At 63.2% G+C, this 15,510-nt stretch carries 11 protein-coding genes; 8 read left to right on the top strand and 3 right to left on the bottom strand.

The genetic code is table 11. The features are described from left to right. The first annotated feature begins 6 nt into the window (after positions 1-6). Both ABIC75_RS17190 and ABIC75_RS17185 read left to right on the top strand, forming a co-directional pair. Positions 7-1,494, top strand: a complete 1,488-nt coding sequence (locus ABIC75_RS17190) for a mannitol dehydrogenase family protein (protein WP_354015298.1) — start codon at positions 7-9, stop codon at positions 1,492-1,494. 47 nt (positions 1,495-1,541) lie between these two features. After that, positions 1,542-3,164 carry a DUF5597 domain-containing protein gene (locus ABIC75_RS17185; RefSeq protein ID WP_354015116.1) on the top strand — a complete coding sequence of 541 codons (1,623 nt, stop codon included), beginning with the start codon at positions 1,542-1,544 and terminating at the stop codon, positions 3,162-3,164. A 732-nt stretch (positions 3,165-3,896) separates the two neighbouring features. Here ABIC75_RS17185 and uxaC read toward each other — a convergent pair. Genes uxaC through ABIC75_RS17170 form a run of 3 tightly spaced genes read right to left on the bottom strand, consistent with a single transcriptional unit; the run spans position 3,897 to position 7,635 of the window. Then, complete coding sequence (uxaC, locus tag ABIC75_RS17180) at positions 3,897-5,321, bottom strand: glucuronate isomerase (RefSeq protein ID WP_354015115.1); 1,425 nt, start codon at positions 5,319-5,321, stop codon at positions 3,897-3,899. Positions 5,322-5,376: 55 nt separating this feature from the next. After that, positions 5,377-6,366, bottom strand: a complete 990-nt coding sequence (locus ABIC75_RS17175; RefSeq protein WP_436407938.1) for an endo-1,4-beta-xylanase — start codon at positions 6,364-6,366, stop codon at positions 5,377-5,379. 3 nt (positions 6,367-6,369) lie between these two features. Next, positions 6,370-7,635: an MFS transporter gene (locus tag ABIC75_RS17170; RefSeq protein ID WP_354015296.1), complete on the bottom strand. Its 1,266-nt coding sequence runs from the start codon at positions 7,633-7,635 to the stop codon at positions 6,370-6,372. Positions 7,636-8,057: 422 nt separating this feature from the next. Between ABIC75_RS17170 and ABIC75_RS17165 the strand changes: the two genes are divergently transcribed. The 6 genes from ABIC75_RS17165 (at position 8,058) to ABIC75_RS17140 (ending at position 15,425) form a co-directional block, all read left to right on the top strand. Further along, complete coding sequence (locus ABIC75_RS17165; RefSeq protein WP_436407942.1) at positions 8,058-10,988, top strand: TonB-dependent receptor; 2,931 nt, start codon at positions 8,058-8,060, stop codon at positions 10,986-10,988. A 130-nt stretch (positions 10,989-11,118) separates the two neighbouring features. Then, positions 11,119-12,597 (top strand): MFS transporter, encoded by a 1,479-nt coding sequence (locus ABIC75_RS17160; protein ID WP_354015113.1) that lies wholly within the window; start codon positions 11,119-11,121, stop codon positions 12,595-12,597. A 24-nt stretch (positions 12,598-12,621) separates the two neighbouring features. Continuing rightward, the gene (locus tag ABIC75_RS17155; RefSeq protein ID WP_354015112.1) at positions 12,622-13,638 is read left to right on the top strand and encodes a glycoside hydrolase family 43 protein; all 1,017 of its coding nucleotides are present in this window, start codon (positions 12,622-12,624) and stop codon (positions 13,636-13,638) included. Next, a complete protein-coding gene (locus tag ABIC75_RS17150) occupies positions 13,628-14,473 on the top strand; it encodes an aldose 1-epimerase (RefSeq protein WP_354015111.1) in 846 nt (281 codons plus the stop codon). Before ABIC75_RS17155 ends, ABIC75_RS17150 begins: the two co-directional genes overlap by 11 nt. Positions 14,474-14,509: 36 nt before the next feature. After that, on the top strand, positions 14,510-14,872 hold the full coding sequence (gene queD, locus ABIC75_RS17145) for a 6-carboxytetrahydropterin synthase QueD (protein WP_354015110.1): 363 nt from the start codon (positions 14,510-14,512) through the stop codon (positions 14,870-14,872). A gap of 154 nt (positions 14,873-15,026) precedes the next feature. Continuing rightward, entirely contained in the window at positions 15,027-15,425 is a 399-nt protein-coding gene (locus ABIC75_RS17140) for a phasin family protein (RefSeq protein WP_354015109.1), read from the top strand. Positions 15,426-15,510: the final 85 nt, after the last annotated feature.

The following is a 15,510-nucleotide window of genomic DNA, read 5'->3' as shown; positions in this document are numbered from 1 at the left end:
GACTCGATGCAACACGGCACGCGCCTGTCGATGCACACGCTGGCCAGCGTGCCGGCATCGGTGGCGCGGCCATCGTATGACATCGAAGGCACGCGCATCGGCATCGTGCATCTTGGCGCGGGCGCGTTTCATCGTGCGCATCAAGCCGTATACATGGACGACCTGCTCGCTCAACATCCGGACTGGGCCATTTGCGGCGTATCGCTGCACAGTCGCGATGTGCGTGATGCCCTGGGGCCGCAGGATGGGCTTTATACGCTGGCGCTATTGGGGGAGCAGAGCCGCTTGCGCGTGGTCGGGTCGATTCGCGAGTTGCTGTGGGCGCGTGAAGAATCCGCTGCCGTGCTGGCACGGCTCGCCCAACCAGGTGTGCGTCTGGTCACGCTCACGGTGACGGAGAAGGGTTATTGCCTCGCGGGCGATGGGCTGGACCTTGCCCACCCCGATATCGTGCACGACCTGGCCATGCCGGATGCGCCGCACAGCGCCATAGGTTATGTCGCCGCCGGTTTGTATCAGCGCTGGCGGCAAGGCATCGCACCGTACACGGTGCTGAGCTGCGACAACCTGGCGGCGAATGGTCATCGACTGCGTCGCGCGGTGCTTCAGTTCGCCGAGTTGCGGGATACGGCCTTTGCTGCGTGGATCGAGGCCCGCGTTGCCTTCCCCTGTTCCATGGTGGACAGCATCACGCCCGCCACGGACGATGCGCTGCGTGAGCGCGTGCGACACGAATTGGGCTGCGACGACGCCTGGCCGATCCAGCGTGAGGAATACACGCAGTGGGTGGTTGAAGACCGTTTCTGCAACGACCGGCCACCGCTGGAGCAGGCCGGCGTGACCTTGAGCCAGGATATCGCCGGTTACGATCGCGCCAAGCTGCGTCTGCTCAACGGCGCGCATTCGACATTGGCGTATCTCGGCTCGCTGATGGATATCGACAGCGTGGGCGATGCCATGCGCAACGAAGCCTTGTCGGGTTTCGTGGCGTTGTTGATGCGCGAGCGTATCGCCACGGCCATCGCGCTTCCCGAAGGTCTGGGTGCGTCGACTTACATCGATGCCGTCTTGCATCGTTTTCGTAATCCCTCGATTCGCCACCGTCTTTCGCAAATCGCCTGGGATGGCTCGCAGAAGCTTCCCGTGCGCCTGCTCAGCACCATTGGCGAGGCACTGGCGCAGGGCAAGGACGTCGAAGCGCTATGCCTGCCCATCGCGGCGTGGATGCACTTTGTGCGTAGGCAGGCGTTGCGCGGCGTGGCCTTGGTCGACCCCATGAACGACGTGCTGTCGGCCCTTGGCCGCGCATGCACGGGCGAGGCGGCGAAGGATGTATCCGCTTTCCTCGTGCTGGCAGCCATATTCGCACCGCTGTCGGCCGATGAACGTTTTGTGGCGTCGCTCACCCACGCGTATGCGTCGCTCGGCGACGCATCGCCCGGGCAGGTCTCGCGCGTGCTGCTTGCGGCGAGCGCGGCGATCCGTGGCGCATGAGCGACGCCCCGTTGGAATCCGAACGATTGAGCGTGAGAGAACAACACATGCGCACGGCAAAGAAAGTCCAGCTCGCCTTGGCAGGGCTCGCCACATGGTTGGCGATGTCCGTGCAGGCGGCCGAGCTGCCTCGCGTGGTGTTGCACGATGACGCCAGCCAACTCATCGTCGATGGCAAGCCGTACCTGATGTTTGCCGGCGAACTTGGCAATTCCTCGGCGGGCACGGCGCCGCAGGCCGATACCATCCTGCCGCGCCTCGCCAGCCAGCACGTCAACACCGTGCTCATGCCCGTGGCGTGGGAACAGATCGAGCCGAGAGAGGGAAGCTTCGACTTTCGCCTGCTCGATCACTGGATCGACGTGGCGCGCAGTCACAAGCAGCATCTCGTGCTGTTGTGGTTTGGGACATGGAAGAACGGCTTTTCCGAATACGCACCGGGCTGGGTGAAGGCCGACGCAGCGCGTTTCCCGCGTGCTCGCGCCGTGGATGGTACGCCGCTGGAAATTCTCTCCACCTTTGGCGAGGAAACGCTGCGGCTGGATAGTCGCGCGTTCGCGGCGCTGATGGAGCACCTCAAGCAGAAGGACGCCCAGCAGACCGTGCTGATGGTGCAGGTGGAGAATGAAGTGGGCCTGGTGGGCGATCGGCGCGACCGCTCGGAGGCGGCGGAGCGCGCGTTCCGCGCGGACGTGCCGCCGTCGCTGATCGCCGCCCTGCAAGCGCAGCACGCGCAGCTGACGCCTGAGCTCTCCGCGCACTTCGATCCCAAGGGCCGAAGCTGGAGCGAGGTGTTCGGCGATGCCGCGGACGAAGTGTTCATGGCATGGCGTTATGCCACCTATATCGACAGCGTGGCGCGCGCAGGCAAGGAGAAGTACGCGTTGCCGATGTACCTCAACGTGCAGCTGCCGGCGTTCCTGGAGCGCGCGGGCGACTACCCCAGCGGCGGGCCGCACCCGTACTTCCAGCAGGTCTATCGCGCGGTGGCGACGCACATCGACTTCTACTCACCTGACATCTACTGGCCTGAATTCGAGTACTGGGTAAAGCGCTACCAGGCCTTGGGCAACCCTGTCTTCATCCCCGAGGCGAAACTCGATCCGGCACCGTACAACGCACTATTCGCCTACGGCGAAGCGCGGGCCTTTGGCTTCAGTCCGTTCGACATCGACAGCCTGCCCGCGCCCGGCAAGGACGCCAGCGACCAGCCGTTGATGATGCAGGTGTATGGCGCGCTGAGCTCGCTGGGCGAGCTGCTGCCTCAGGCGCAGAGCGCGGGCCGCACGCGCGCGTTGGTGCTGCACGCCAACAGCCCTCGGCACATCCAGACCGTGTCACTCGGTGGCTTCCTTTTCGAAGGCGCGCTCTCGCGGTCGTGGCCGAAGAAAGAGTTGCTGACCAACGACGGCGCGATGTTGGTGCTGCAGGTCAGCCAGGAGGAGTTCTATGTGGTGGGCAGCGGACTCACTGTCAGCATAAGGCGTGATCCCGACGTCGATGCGCGCGTGGCGGGTATCAGCAGTATCGAAGAAGTGTCCCGCCAGGGAGCGAGCTGGATGGTGGTGCGGCGACTCAACGGGGATGAAAGCAACCAGGGGCGGCAGTTGATGATGGATCCGAAGGGGTTTCATATCTATCGGATGAGGTTGCATGCGATAGCGCGTTGAGTGCTGCGTTTTCGCTGGCTTGCTCGCCTGCGGCGGGCCTCCGTCTTCCTGCCGCATCCCTGCGGCCACCCTGCGGGCTGATCTTCCGCCCGCCCGCCGCTGTCATACGGGGACCCCGAAGAGCCAAGAACAAAGCGCGAATTAGCTGCGCTTTCGCGAGCACCCGCCCCTCACCCCAACCCTCTCCCACAAGGGGAGAGGGAGAAGTGTGGTGCACGGAGAGGACGTGAGAGCGAAGCCAAAGCAAAGGCCGATGCGGAGCGAGGCTCCGCTTTAAGTCCTCTGCGATTCGGGCGCGTTGCGGAGTACCCGCTGTGTGGCCTCCCATGGGTGTCCCGCCACAACCATCCTCGAGCGTTCGGGCTTATCCCAACACGATGCTGCGAGCTCTTAAGGCCATTTTCTTTGGGTCACTTTTCTTTTGGGCCAGCAAAAGAAAAGTGACTCGAGCGGCGGCAGCCGATCGAAACGCACGCCGCGTAGGCGGCACGCTGGCGGCGGCGTTGCAGAGGAGCGAACCAAGGAATCGCGACAACCGTAAAGCAAAGTCACTGGATGACCAGCCTTCGGCTGTTGTAAAGCGCCTCCTGCCTTCGCAGGAATGACGAGCAAAAAAGCACGAGCTAAAAAAGCACAAGCTAGAAAAGCACAAGCTAGAAAAGCACAAGCTAGAAAAGCGCGACTTCCTTCCGCGCAAACCCTTCGCACATTCCAGCGTTCACAACTCCCCCGTCAAAGCCTATACGCCCTCTTAGGCAACCGATACGCCAAATCCACCGCCACCTCAACGGCCTCATCCTCCTCCATCCGATGCTCCGCCACGAGCTTCGCCAAAAACGCGCAATCCACACGCCGCGCCACATCATGACGCGCAGGAATGGAAAGGAATGCCCGCGTGTCGTCGTTGAAGCCCACCGTGTTGTAGAACCCGCCGCTGCTCAAGGTCTGCTCGCGAAACCGCCACATGCCTTCCGGCGCGTCGTGGAACCACCAGGCGGGGCCAAGGAACAGCGCGGGATAGTGGCCGGCCAGCGGCGCCAGTTCGCGGCTGTAGGTGCTCTCGTCCAGCGTGAACAGCAGCAGTTGGAAGCCCGGCTCGTTGCCGAAGCGGTCGAGCAGCGGCTTGAGCGCATGCACGTACTCGGTGCGCAGCGGCATATCGGCGCCCTTGTCACGCCCGAAGCGCTCGAACAACGCGCGGTTGTGATTGCGGAAGCAGCCCGGATGAAGTTGCATCACCAGTCCGTCGTCCAGGCTCATCGCCGCCATTTCAGTAAGCACCTGGCCGCGGAACAACTCCGCCTCCTCGGCGGTCACGTTGCTGCGCACGACCTTATCGAACAGTCGCGTCGCTTCGGCGCGCGAAAGATCGGCCGTGGCTGCACTTGGATGTCCGTGATCGGTGGAGGTGGCACCCATGCTTGCGAAGTACGCGCGTCGCTGGCGATGGGCGCGCAGGTAGCCGTCCCAGCTGTACACGTCCTCGCCGGTGATCTCGCCGAACGATCGCAGCGCATCCGGAAATTGCTCGTGCTCGGGATCGACCACCGGATCGGGTCGATAAGCCGTGATCACGCGTCCCCGCCAGCCGCTCTCGCGGATCTCGGCGTGGTGCTGGAGCGGATCGAGCGGTGATTCGGTGGTGGCAATCAGCTCGATGTTGAAGCGCTCGAACAAGGCGCGCGGACGGAAGGCCGGTGTCTGCAGTGCTGCCGTGATGTGGTCGTAGTACAGGTCGGAGGTGCTGGCGGCGAGGCGCGCGCGCAGGCCAAACACATCGTGGAACACATGGTTGAGCCACATCGACGACGGCGTGCCGCGGAACAGGTGAAAGTGGCTGGCGAACACGCGCCACGCTTCGCGTGGATCGACTTTTGCACGCGAGCCATCGCGACGGGGAATGCCAAGCGCATCCAGCGACACGCCCTGGCTATAGAGCGTGCGGAACACGTAGTGATCCGGCAGCAGCAATAGTTCGGTGGGGTTCGCAAAAGCTTCGTTTTTCGCAAACCAGGACGGATCGGTATGGCCGTGCGGGCTGATGATCGGCAACGTGCCGACATGAGCATACAGTCGCCGGGCGATGGCGCGCTGCACGGGATCTGAGGAGAACAGGCGATCGTCGTGCAGGGTCAGGGGATGGGGCGTGGTGGTCATGGTCGGGCCGCGCATCGATGGGAATACTGTGTCGGAGAACGAATGAATAGCGTAGTCATGGCGTTGGTGTGTCGTGCGTCTCGCGCACATAGCGACGCAGCCACGCCAGTGCGGGGCGCTCGCTGCCGTCATCGCGAACGAGATTGGCGCCCTGCTTCGTCCGCCATAGGCCCGGGCGAAAGCCCCACAGGGTGATGCCGCGAACGGCCGGGTGGTTCCAGAACACGGGGAAGACACGTTCATAGGAAGCGAGTTGACGCGCATCGTCGCGGCCGTCGATGTCGAATTCGGTCACGTAGATGGGCAGCCCCGTCGCTGCCAGACGGTCGAGATTGGATTGGTGCACCGACATGGCGACATCGTTGCCGGTTTCGAACGCATGTTCCTGCAGCCCGATGCCGTCGATCAGATGGTCCTTCTGCAGCAGCTCGATGATCTCTCGGTAGCGACGCGTGTGGCTGTCGCTGTGCGTGATGTCATAGTCGTTGATCAGCAGCTTGGCATGGGGAAAGCGCTCGCGCGCCAGCCGGAAGGCGGTGACGATCCAGTCCCAGCCGGTGGCGCCCTTGCCGCCGAGCGCATCGATGTAACCGCCGCTGTCCTTGCGCTTGCCGGTGGGCGGATGTTGCAGCGGTTCGTTCACCACTTCGACAAAATCGAGATCCGGGTAGCGCGCGGCAACGGCATCGAACCATGCCTCGATGGCACGGCGCTGCTCGGCGACGGGCAACGAGTGCAGCCACGCGGGTTGTTGTTCGCCCCACACCAGCACGTGCATATGGAACGGAAAGCCGTGCGCCTTCGCAAAGCGATAAGCGTCGTCGAGTGCGGACCAGTTCATCTGTCCGCGCACGGCTTCCACGCTGCCCCACTTACCGGCGTTTTCCGGCGTCACCTTGTTCCAGTACCGCGCGAAATCCGTTGCCTGCTTTTGGCTGTAGGCACTGCCGAGGAATTTCGATTGCCCGGCGGCCAGCGGTGTTTCATCCGCGCGGACGAGCACAGGTGCGATGACGAGCAACAACATCAAGAGCAGACGGCGCATGGTTCAGGTCTCCTTCGCGTCGACGGATAGCACGGCCGGCTCCAGGCGTGGCACCAGCAGTTGCACGACAAGCCACGCGACGAGGTACGCACCGCCGGCCAACAGGAACACCGGCACGTAACTGCCCGTGGCCTGCAGCAACAGGCCGATCACCGTGGAAATCAACATGCCGCCGACGGCGCCGGCAAAGCCGCCCATGCCGACCACCGAGGCAACGGCGTGGCGCGGAAAGAGATCCGACGTAAGCGTGTAGACATTGGCCGACCAACCCTGATGGCCCGCGGTGGCCAGGCCCACCAGCGCCACTGCCAACCACAGATGGCTGGCCTTGGCCGCGAAGATCACCGGCACCACCATCAGCGCGCAGATGAGCATCGCGGTCTTGCGTGCGCGATTCACGTTCATGCCGTGCTTGATGAATGCGCCGGCCAGCCAGCCGCCCGCAATGCTGCCCGCATCGGCCATCAGGAAAATGGTGATCAGCGGTGCGCCGAGTTCCAGCAGGCCCAGCCCGTACTTGGCGTGCAGGAACTTGGGCAGCCAGAACAGGAAGAACCACCAGATCGGATCGGTGATGAACTTGGCGGCCGCAAAAGCCCAGGTCTGACGAAAACGCAGCAGCTGCGACCATGGCACGCGCCGCGTGGGCGCTTCCGGTTCGGCGCCGATATGCGCACGCTCCTGCGGCGAGAGCCGCGGCTCCTGGTCAGGCGTGCGATAGGTGAGCAACCACACGATGAGCCAGATCGCGCTGAGCACGCCGGTGCACAAGAAGGCGGCCTGCCATCCCCATTGCGCCGCAACAATCGGCACCATCAACGGCGCCACGATGGCGCCGATATTCGAACCCGAATTGAAGATGCCGGCGGCGAGCGCGCGCTCGCGTTGCGGAAACCATTCGGCCACCGCCTTGATCGCGGCGGGAAAGTTGCCGGCTTCGCCGAGGCCCAGTGCAAAACGTGCCACCGCGAAACTGATCACGCCGGTTGCCAGCGAGTGGCTCATCGCTGCGAGGCTCCAGATGCCAATGGCCAGCGCGTAGCCAATGCGTGTGCCGAAACGATCGATCACGGCGCCTGCGCACAGCAGGCCCACGGCGTACGCGGCCTGGAACGCGGTGACGATGCTGCTGTATTGCAACTCGGTCCAGCCGATCTTTTCCTGCAGAAAAGGCGCCAGAACGCCCAGCACCTGACGGTCGATGTAGCTGATGGTGGTGGCCGCCAGCAGCATGGCGCACACGCGCCAGCGATAGTTGCCGATCTTCATGCGTGGCGTGGTGGATGCCTCGCCGGAAACCTGGCGCGAGCGATCGGCATCGCTGCCGCGAGGCGGCGACATCACGTTGCGTGTTTCATCCGATCGCGCCATTCCATCCCCGTTTGCGCAGCGCTGTATTTGGTAGCGCTACCATTATTGTCACCGTGTCTGGCGAATGTCACTTCCATTTCGTTGTGCATGTGCACATGACGAAAACTGCTTGTTTACAGCTTCTTTCAAGGCTTTTTTTGCGAGTGAAAAAAGCATGCTGCCCTGCAGCGTGCGGGCCGATATTGTTAGCGCTACCTTTTCTGTCGAGCCGAGACGGGGACCAGTGTCCGGCCAGCGACTTAAAGCACATGTAGGAATCGGCGAGTGCCGCAAAGGTGCTCGGGGGGCGATTCCGTCAACAGAATCGAGAGGGGAGTATGGTGCAGGCCCGAATCGCTAGAACCGTGTTGTCGCATGCGTTGAGTCTTGCCTTGCTGGGCGCCGTGGGGATTGCGCAGGCACAAGAAGCAACGGCATCGCAGACGCCGTCCCAGGACCCGACCAAGCCGCAGGCAAAGAAGCCCGCGCAGGCCGATGGCAAGACCACCAACAGCACCACCAACGGCACGGCGGCCACGCCCGAACAGAGCAAGACGCTCGGCGCCGTGAACGTGAGCGGCAGCTACCGCAACAGTATCCAGTTCCAGACCGATGCCAAGCGCGACGCCACCAACGTCACCGACTCGGTCTTCGCCGAAGACATCGGCAAGTTCCCCGATACCAACATCGCCGAATCGCTGAACCGCGTGCCGGGCGTGCAGCTCACGCGCGACGTCGATGGCGAAGGCGTGAACATCCAGATTCGTGGACTGGGCACGGACTTCACCAAGATCATGCTCAATGGCGACCAGCTCGCCGTGGCATCGGCCGGTGGCCTCAATTCGCAGAACCAGAATCGCGAGGTCGATCTTGACCTGCTGCCCAGCGAATTCTTCACCCAGCTGACCGTCAACAAGACGCCCACGCCGAGCATGACCGAAGGCGGCGTCGCCGGTGTGGTGGACATGCGTACCACGCGTCCGTTCGACAACCCAGGCACGCACCTGACCTATTCGTTGCAGGGCCAGTACAACTCCATCGGCAAGGACACCAAGCCGCGCGGCTCGCTGATCGGCAGCTGGACCAACAAGGAAGGCACGTTTGGCGCGACGGTGGGCTACACGGCCTCCAAGAACGACTACGATGTCCAGGGTTTCGAGACGATTGGCTGGACCACGCCGCAGCTCACCGCAGCGCAGTGCGGCACCGCGGCGGGCCATTGCAGTCCCGCCGGCGGCAGCTGGGTGATTCCCGGCACCATCCCGGCGAACGCAGGCTTCGGCCTGCCGGCGGGCCAGGTGATCGACAACGCGTGGCTGCTCGCGCACAACCCCGGCCTCAATACATCGCAGATCGCCAATGCGCTGATTCCGCGCCTGGGCCGCGACGCCTACACGGACGGCACCAACGATCACCAGTCCGCGATGGCGTCGCTGGAATGGCGCCCGAGCGAGGCCGCGCACTTCTACCTGGACACGCTGTTCTCGCAGAAGGAAAAGCACTTCGACCGACTGGACATGAATCTGATCGGCCGCAGCGGCCAGATGATTCCGACCAATATGCAGGTCGACCAGAACGACGTGGTCACGCAGGCGAACTTCGCCAATGCGCAGTACTTCCTGGAAGATCGCCCGTACGACCAGCACACCAAGTTCTACAACATCAATCCGGGCGGCACCCTGCTGCTGGGTTCCGGCGATGACCTCAAGTTGGACTTCCAGGCGTATACGCAGCGCAGCTGGTATCGCCAGTACGCGCCGTCGATCGACGTGCAGACGCCGCTCAACCAGAACATCACGGTCAACTACAACAATACTGGTGGCAACGTTCCCACCATCACGCCCAGCGTTGACCTCAACAACCCGAACCTCGGTTGGCAGTATTACCGCGTCAACATCCAGAACGAAACGCGCACCACCGACAACAAGGGCACGCGTTGGGATCTGCAGTGGGGCGACGACAGCAACAACCTGCGCACCGGCATCGCGTACGACGACATCTCACGCGAGATCAAGGCGTACGACAACTCCCCTGCGTGGGCGACAGCGGTGAATGCGGCCGTGGCCGCCAACGGCTGGGCCCAGTACATCAAGCCGGGCAAGGATGGCTTCATCGCCATCGACAACGCCGCGCTGATGGCCGCCACCAACTACGACTACCTCAATGCCACCGCACCGCTCACTACGGCCGCAGCCAGCGGCGCCAACGCGGGCAATATCGAGGAGCGCACGTGGGCGTGGTACCTCGAGGGCAACGGCAAGTGGGACCTCGGCGGCCATGAGCTGCGCCTCAACGGCGGCGTGCGCCATGCGGAGACCGACCAGAGCATCGCCGGCCCGTCCACCATCGGTACGCAGCTGCAGTACATCACGCTGAAGAATACCTACGGCTACTACTTGCCGTCGTTCAACGCGGCGTTCAACGCCACCGACGATGTGGTGCTGCGACTGGCTGCATCGCGTTCGCTGACGCGCCCCGACCCGAGCGCGATGGTGCCCAACACCAACTTCAGCGACCCGGCGGCGGAAATCGCCACGCAGGGTAATCCGAAGTTGCAGCCGTACCTGTCGACCAACCTCGACTTCGGCGGCGAGTGGTACACCGGCAACGAGGGCTATCTGGCGCTCGACCTGTTCGGCAAGCGCATCAAGGGCTTCACCGTCAGCGGCACCAACCTGGTTCCGTTCGACCAGATGGGCATCCCGTTCGACTCGTTGACTGCGACGCAGCAGCAGGCGATCAACCTGCGCGGTGGTCCGGCGCAGGCGGAGGTGCAGGTATCGCAGCAGGTCAACGCCGACGGCACGCTGTTCCTCAAGGGTGCGGAAGCGAACTGGGTGCAGCCGCTGGACTTCGTTCTGAAGGGCCTGGGCGTGCAGGCGAACTACACCGTTACCTCGCAGAAGAGCATCGGCGGCGGTGTGCCGGCGCAGGCCATCGGCGTGTCCCCGCACACGTACAACGCCACGGCGTACTGGGAAAACTACGGCGCGATGGTTCGCCTGTCGTACACCTGGAACTCGGCGCAGATCAGCTCCACGGCCAACCAGAACGGCCTGCCCTTCGCGCAGATCAAGACGGACGCCCGCGGCCAGCTCGACCTGTCGGCCAGCTACGAGTTCGCGCAGTGGATGTCCAAACCGACCGTGACGTTGAACGTGGTGAATCTCACCAAGGCGAATTTCCGCCAGACCATCACGTACAACAACGCGGCGTATTCGTACTACACGCCAGGCTATACGATCATGCTGGGCGTGCGCGGGACGTTCTGATCGACGAACCGTTGCATGAAACATCCGCGGCCCGTCCGGCGTCCTCCCCCGCCGGCCGGGCCGCGACGTGTGGCGGGTCGGCACGGAGTGCCGCGTCACGTGGTCCTGACCTGCCGTGGTAACGACGCGCATGAACAGCAATTCGCAAAGCCTCTCCGTCATCGAGAAGATCGGTTACAGCCTCGGCGATCTCGCGGCGAACCTGATCTTCCAGACGCTGGTGACCTTCCTCGCGTTCTTCTACACCGACGTGTTCCGCATTCCTGCGGGCACGGCGGCGGGCATCATCTTCGCTGTGGGCATGCTCGGCGCGTTCGTGTTCACGCCGTTGATCGGCCTGGTGGCCGATCGCACGCACACGCGCTGGGGCCGGTTCCGGCCCTGGGTGTTGTGGACCGCGGTGCCGTTCGGTGCGCTCTCGCTGCTGGCCTTCAGCACGCCCTCGCTGGGGATGGAAGGCAAGATCACTTATGCGATGGCGACGTACACGCTGCTGGTGTTCGTGTATGTGGCGAATAACCTGCCGTATGCGGCGCTGAGTGGCGTGCTGACCGGCAGCATGGCGGAGCGGAACAGCCTCTCGTCGTATCGCTTCGTGGCCGTGATGATCGCGCAGTTCATCATCCAGGTGCTGCTGCTGCCGCTGGTGCTCATTCTGGGCGATGGCGACAAGGCGCGTGGTTTCCACAACACGATGACCATCTTCGCCGTCGTCGGCACGGTATTCTTCCTCATCACCTTCTTCACCACGCGCGAGCGCATTGTGCCGGCGAAGGAGCAATCGTCCAGCGTTCGCGAGGACCTGGGCGACCTGCTGCGCAATCGACCCTGGCAGATCATGCTGGCCATCACGGTGCTGCTGTTCGTCAACCTCGCGTTGAAAGGCGGCATGTACATCTACTACTTCAAGTACTACCTGAGCGATGCGGAGCTCGCCTCATTCCTTGATCGCGTCGGCTTCAACGGTTTCATCGCCGGGCTGAACCACGCGCTGGTCAGCATGGGGCTTACCGAGTTCCGCTGGCCGAAGGATGCGCCCACCTCGGCGTTCAGCCTGTTCAATGCGCTGGGCATCATCTTCATGATTGTGGGCATCGGCTTTTCGAAGCGCCTGGCCGATCGCTTCGGCAAGCGCGACGTGTTCGGCGGCGCCTTGCTGGCCTCCACGCTGTTCCTGCTGGCGTTCTACATGTATGCGCCCGATGCCATCGGCTTGGTGGTGGTGTCGTACATCTTCCACGGCTTCTTCTACGGCATCACCATTCCGCTGTTGTGGGCAATGATTGCGGACGTGGCGGACTACTCGGAGTGGCGCAACCGGCGCCGGGCCACCGCCATCATCTTCTCGGCGATGCTGTGCGGCTTGAAGGTGGGCCTGAGCGTGGGTGGTGCGCTGGTCGCCGGCATTCTTGCGCACTACGGTTACGTGGCGGAGGCGGCCTCGCAGTCGCCTGGCGTGGTCAATGGCATTCGCCTTACCGTGAGTGTGTTCTGCTCCATGCCGTTCCTGCTCGCGGTGGGTTTGTTGTTCCTTTATCGGATCGACAAGTCGCTGGAGCGTCGCATCGAGCAGGAGCTGGGTGAGCGACGCCTGGCCGCCGCTTCCTGACATCATTCTTTACGGAACCTATCCATGTCGGATGAAACGACTTCGCTCGATCTGTCGTCGCTGGCTGCCAGGGCGATTTCGAAGCCGCTGGTGACGCATATCTACACGGCCGATCCTTCCGCGCACGTGTTCGAGGGAAAGATCTACATCTATCCGTCGCACGACATCGAAGGCGGCGTGCCATTCAACGACAACGGCGACCATTTCTGCATGGAGGACTATCACGTCTTCCGCATGGATGCGCCCGATGGCGACGTGGTCGATTGCGGCGTGGCATTGCACGTCAACGATGTGCCGTGGGCGGAGCGCCAGATGTGGGCGCCGGATGCGGCGACCAAGGACGGCCGCTATTACCTGTACTTTCCCGCCAAACGCAGCAACGGCCTGTTCCAGATTGGCGTGGCGGTGTCCGATCGTCCCGAGGGTCCGTTCGCGCCAGAACCCGAGGCCATCGCGGGCAGCTATTCCATCGACCCGGCCGTGTTCGGCGATGACGACGGCGCCTTTTACATGGTGTTCGGCGGCATCTGGGGCGGGCAATTGCAGAAGTACCGCAACAACACCTACGCGGCGTCGAACGAGGAACCGCCGGCGCACGAGCCGGCGCTGGGTCCGCGTATCGCGCGACTGGGCGCGGACATGAAGCAGTTCGCCGAGTCGCCACGCGAAATCCTGATCGTCGACGAAGACGGCCAGCCGTTGCTCGCGGGCGATCACGATCGCCGTTATTTCGAAGGACCGTGGCTGCACAAGTATCGCGGCATGTACTACCTGTCGTATTCGACGGGCGATACGCATTTCCTCTGCTATGCCACGAGCGACAACCCGTACGGTCCGTTCGTCTATCGAGGCAAGATCCTTACCGAAGTGGTGGGTTGGACCACGCATCACTCGATCTGCGAGATCGCCGGCAAGTGGTACCTCTTCTATCACGACGCCATCCTGTCGGGCGGCGTGACGCATCTGCGTTCCATCAAGATGACCGAGCTGACGTACGACGCGAATGGTCATATCGAGTGCATGCATCCCTATGGCCGCTGATCGCGATCTGTCGGTGGCGCCTGTCGACCCTGCCCAGACGCCGATGGCGCCGGGCGAGTTGATCCATATCGGCCGCGGTGCGCTCAGTGTCGTCATCGCTCCCGAGGCGGGTGGGCGCGTTGCGCAGATTCGCCACGACGGCCTCGAATGGCTGGTCGGCCATGACGATGATCACCAGGCGATGATCGCGTGGGGCAGCTACCCGATGCTGCCGTGGGCGGGACGCATACGGCACGGTCAATTCGGGTTCGACGGCCAGCGCTATGCCTTGCCGATCAATCTCGGTGCGCACGCCATTCACGGCGTGGGCCTCGCCTTGCCGTGGCGAGTTGATGGGCATGGGCCGCACGACGCCGAACTCTCGCTTGACCTGCCGCAGGACGAGCGTTGGCCGTTCGGCGGTCGCGCGCATCAGCGCTTCGAAGTGACCGAGCGTGCGTTGCGCATGGAGTCGTCCGTCACGGCGGGCAAGCAGGGCATGCCGGTCACGCTCGGCTGGCATCCGTGGTTCCGAAAGCCCGATTGCCTCGACTTCGCGCCCACGCGTGCCTATCCGCGCGACGACGAAGGCATCGCGTGCCTGCCGCTGATCGATCCGCCCGCCTCGCCCTGGGACGATTGCTTCATCAATACGCGGCCGGTGGAGTTGCAACGCGCGGGACAGCGCCTGCGGCTTTCCTCCGACTGCGGCCATTGGGTGGTCTACGACGAGCCCGCGCATGCCACCTGCGTCGAACCGCAAAGCGGGCCGCCCGATGCATTCAATCTGGGGCTGGCGCGCTACCTCGCGCCGGAGGAATCCCTGTCGGCGTGGTTCCTGCTGGAGTGGCTGTAACCCGGGTGTGCGTCAGTGAGGCGCTAGAATGCGCGCATGCATATCTTCAAAGAATTCCATATCGAGGCGGCGCACCGCCTTCCGAACGTGCCGCCGGGCCACAAGTGCGCGCGGCTGCACGGCCATTCGTTCCGCATCGAGATTCATGTCGAAGGCGAGCCCGATCCCACGCTTGGCTGGGTGATGGACTTCGCGGACGTCAAATCCGCCTTCGCACCGCTGTTCGACCAGCTCGATCACCACTACCTCAACGATATCGAAGGCCTGGAGAACCCCACCAGCGAGATGCTTTCGCGCTGGATCTTCAAGCGCCTGCAGCCGGCGTTGCCGGGGTTGGACAAGGTGGTGGTGCACGAGACCTGCACGTCAGGCGCCAGTTGTAGCCGTGACAGCTTTTGACGCGTCGCAATAAGTCATCGTTTACGCGTAATGCGCTGTGAATATTGAATTTTTCGTGACACGACGGCGTGCCCAGTAAAAATATATTGCATTGCACAATTTGACTTGGTAGTTTAGCTACCACTACCCCCCAATCCCGTCGAGGGACCAAGTCATGACGCAGCAACTGAACGCTCAGATTTTCGCCTACGCCAAGCAGTTGGCCGATAGCGCCTTCAAGGCACAGTCGGTGGCCCTGAAGGGTCTGGAGCAGGTCGCCGAACTGCAGATTCGCGCGCTGGAAAAGCAGTCTGAAGCGGCTGCCGACTTCATCAGTGGCGCCCTCGAAACCCGTGATGTCGATGGTCTGCGCGTGCTGTGGGAAAAGGCTGCCACCGCCGGTCGCGAGAATGCCGAGCGCGCCGTGGCCGTGACCCAGGAAATCATCGCCGTGACGCAGAAGACCGCCGAGTCGCTCAGCGCGCTCGTGCAGGAACAGCAGCAGGCTGCCAATGACGCCGTGGCCGCTCCGGTCGCTGCCGTCAAGAAGGCCGCCGCCGCGGCTTCCAAGTAATACCGCTTACCAGACGCAGCGCTTCTTCCCCCCAGTTGCGTCAAAGGGCCGGACGGTTGTCCGGCCCTTTTTCTATTCGTGAGTT

This window comes from Dyella japonica, from assembly GCF_040545895.1.
Taxonomy (GTDB): Bacteria; Pseudomonadota; Gammaproteobacteria; order Xanthomonadales; family Rhodanobacteraceae; genus Dyella; species Dyella japonica_D.
Note: the sequence above shows the minus strand (reverse complement) of the source record. Positions and strands in the feature narration are given on the sequence as shown.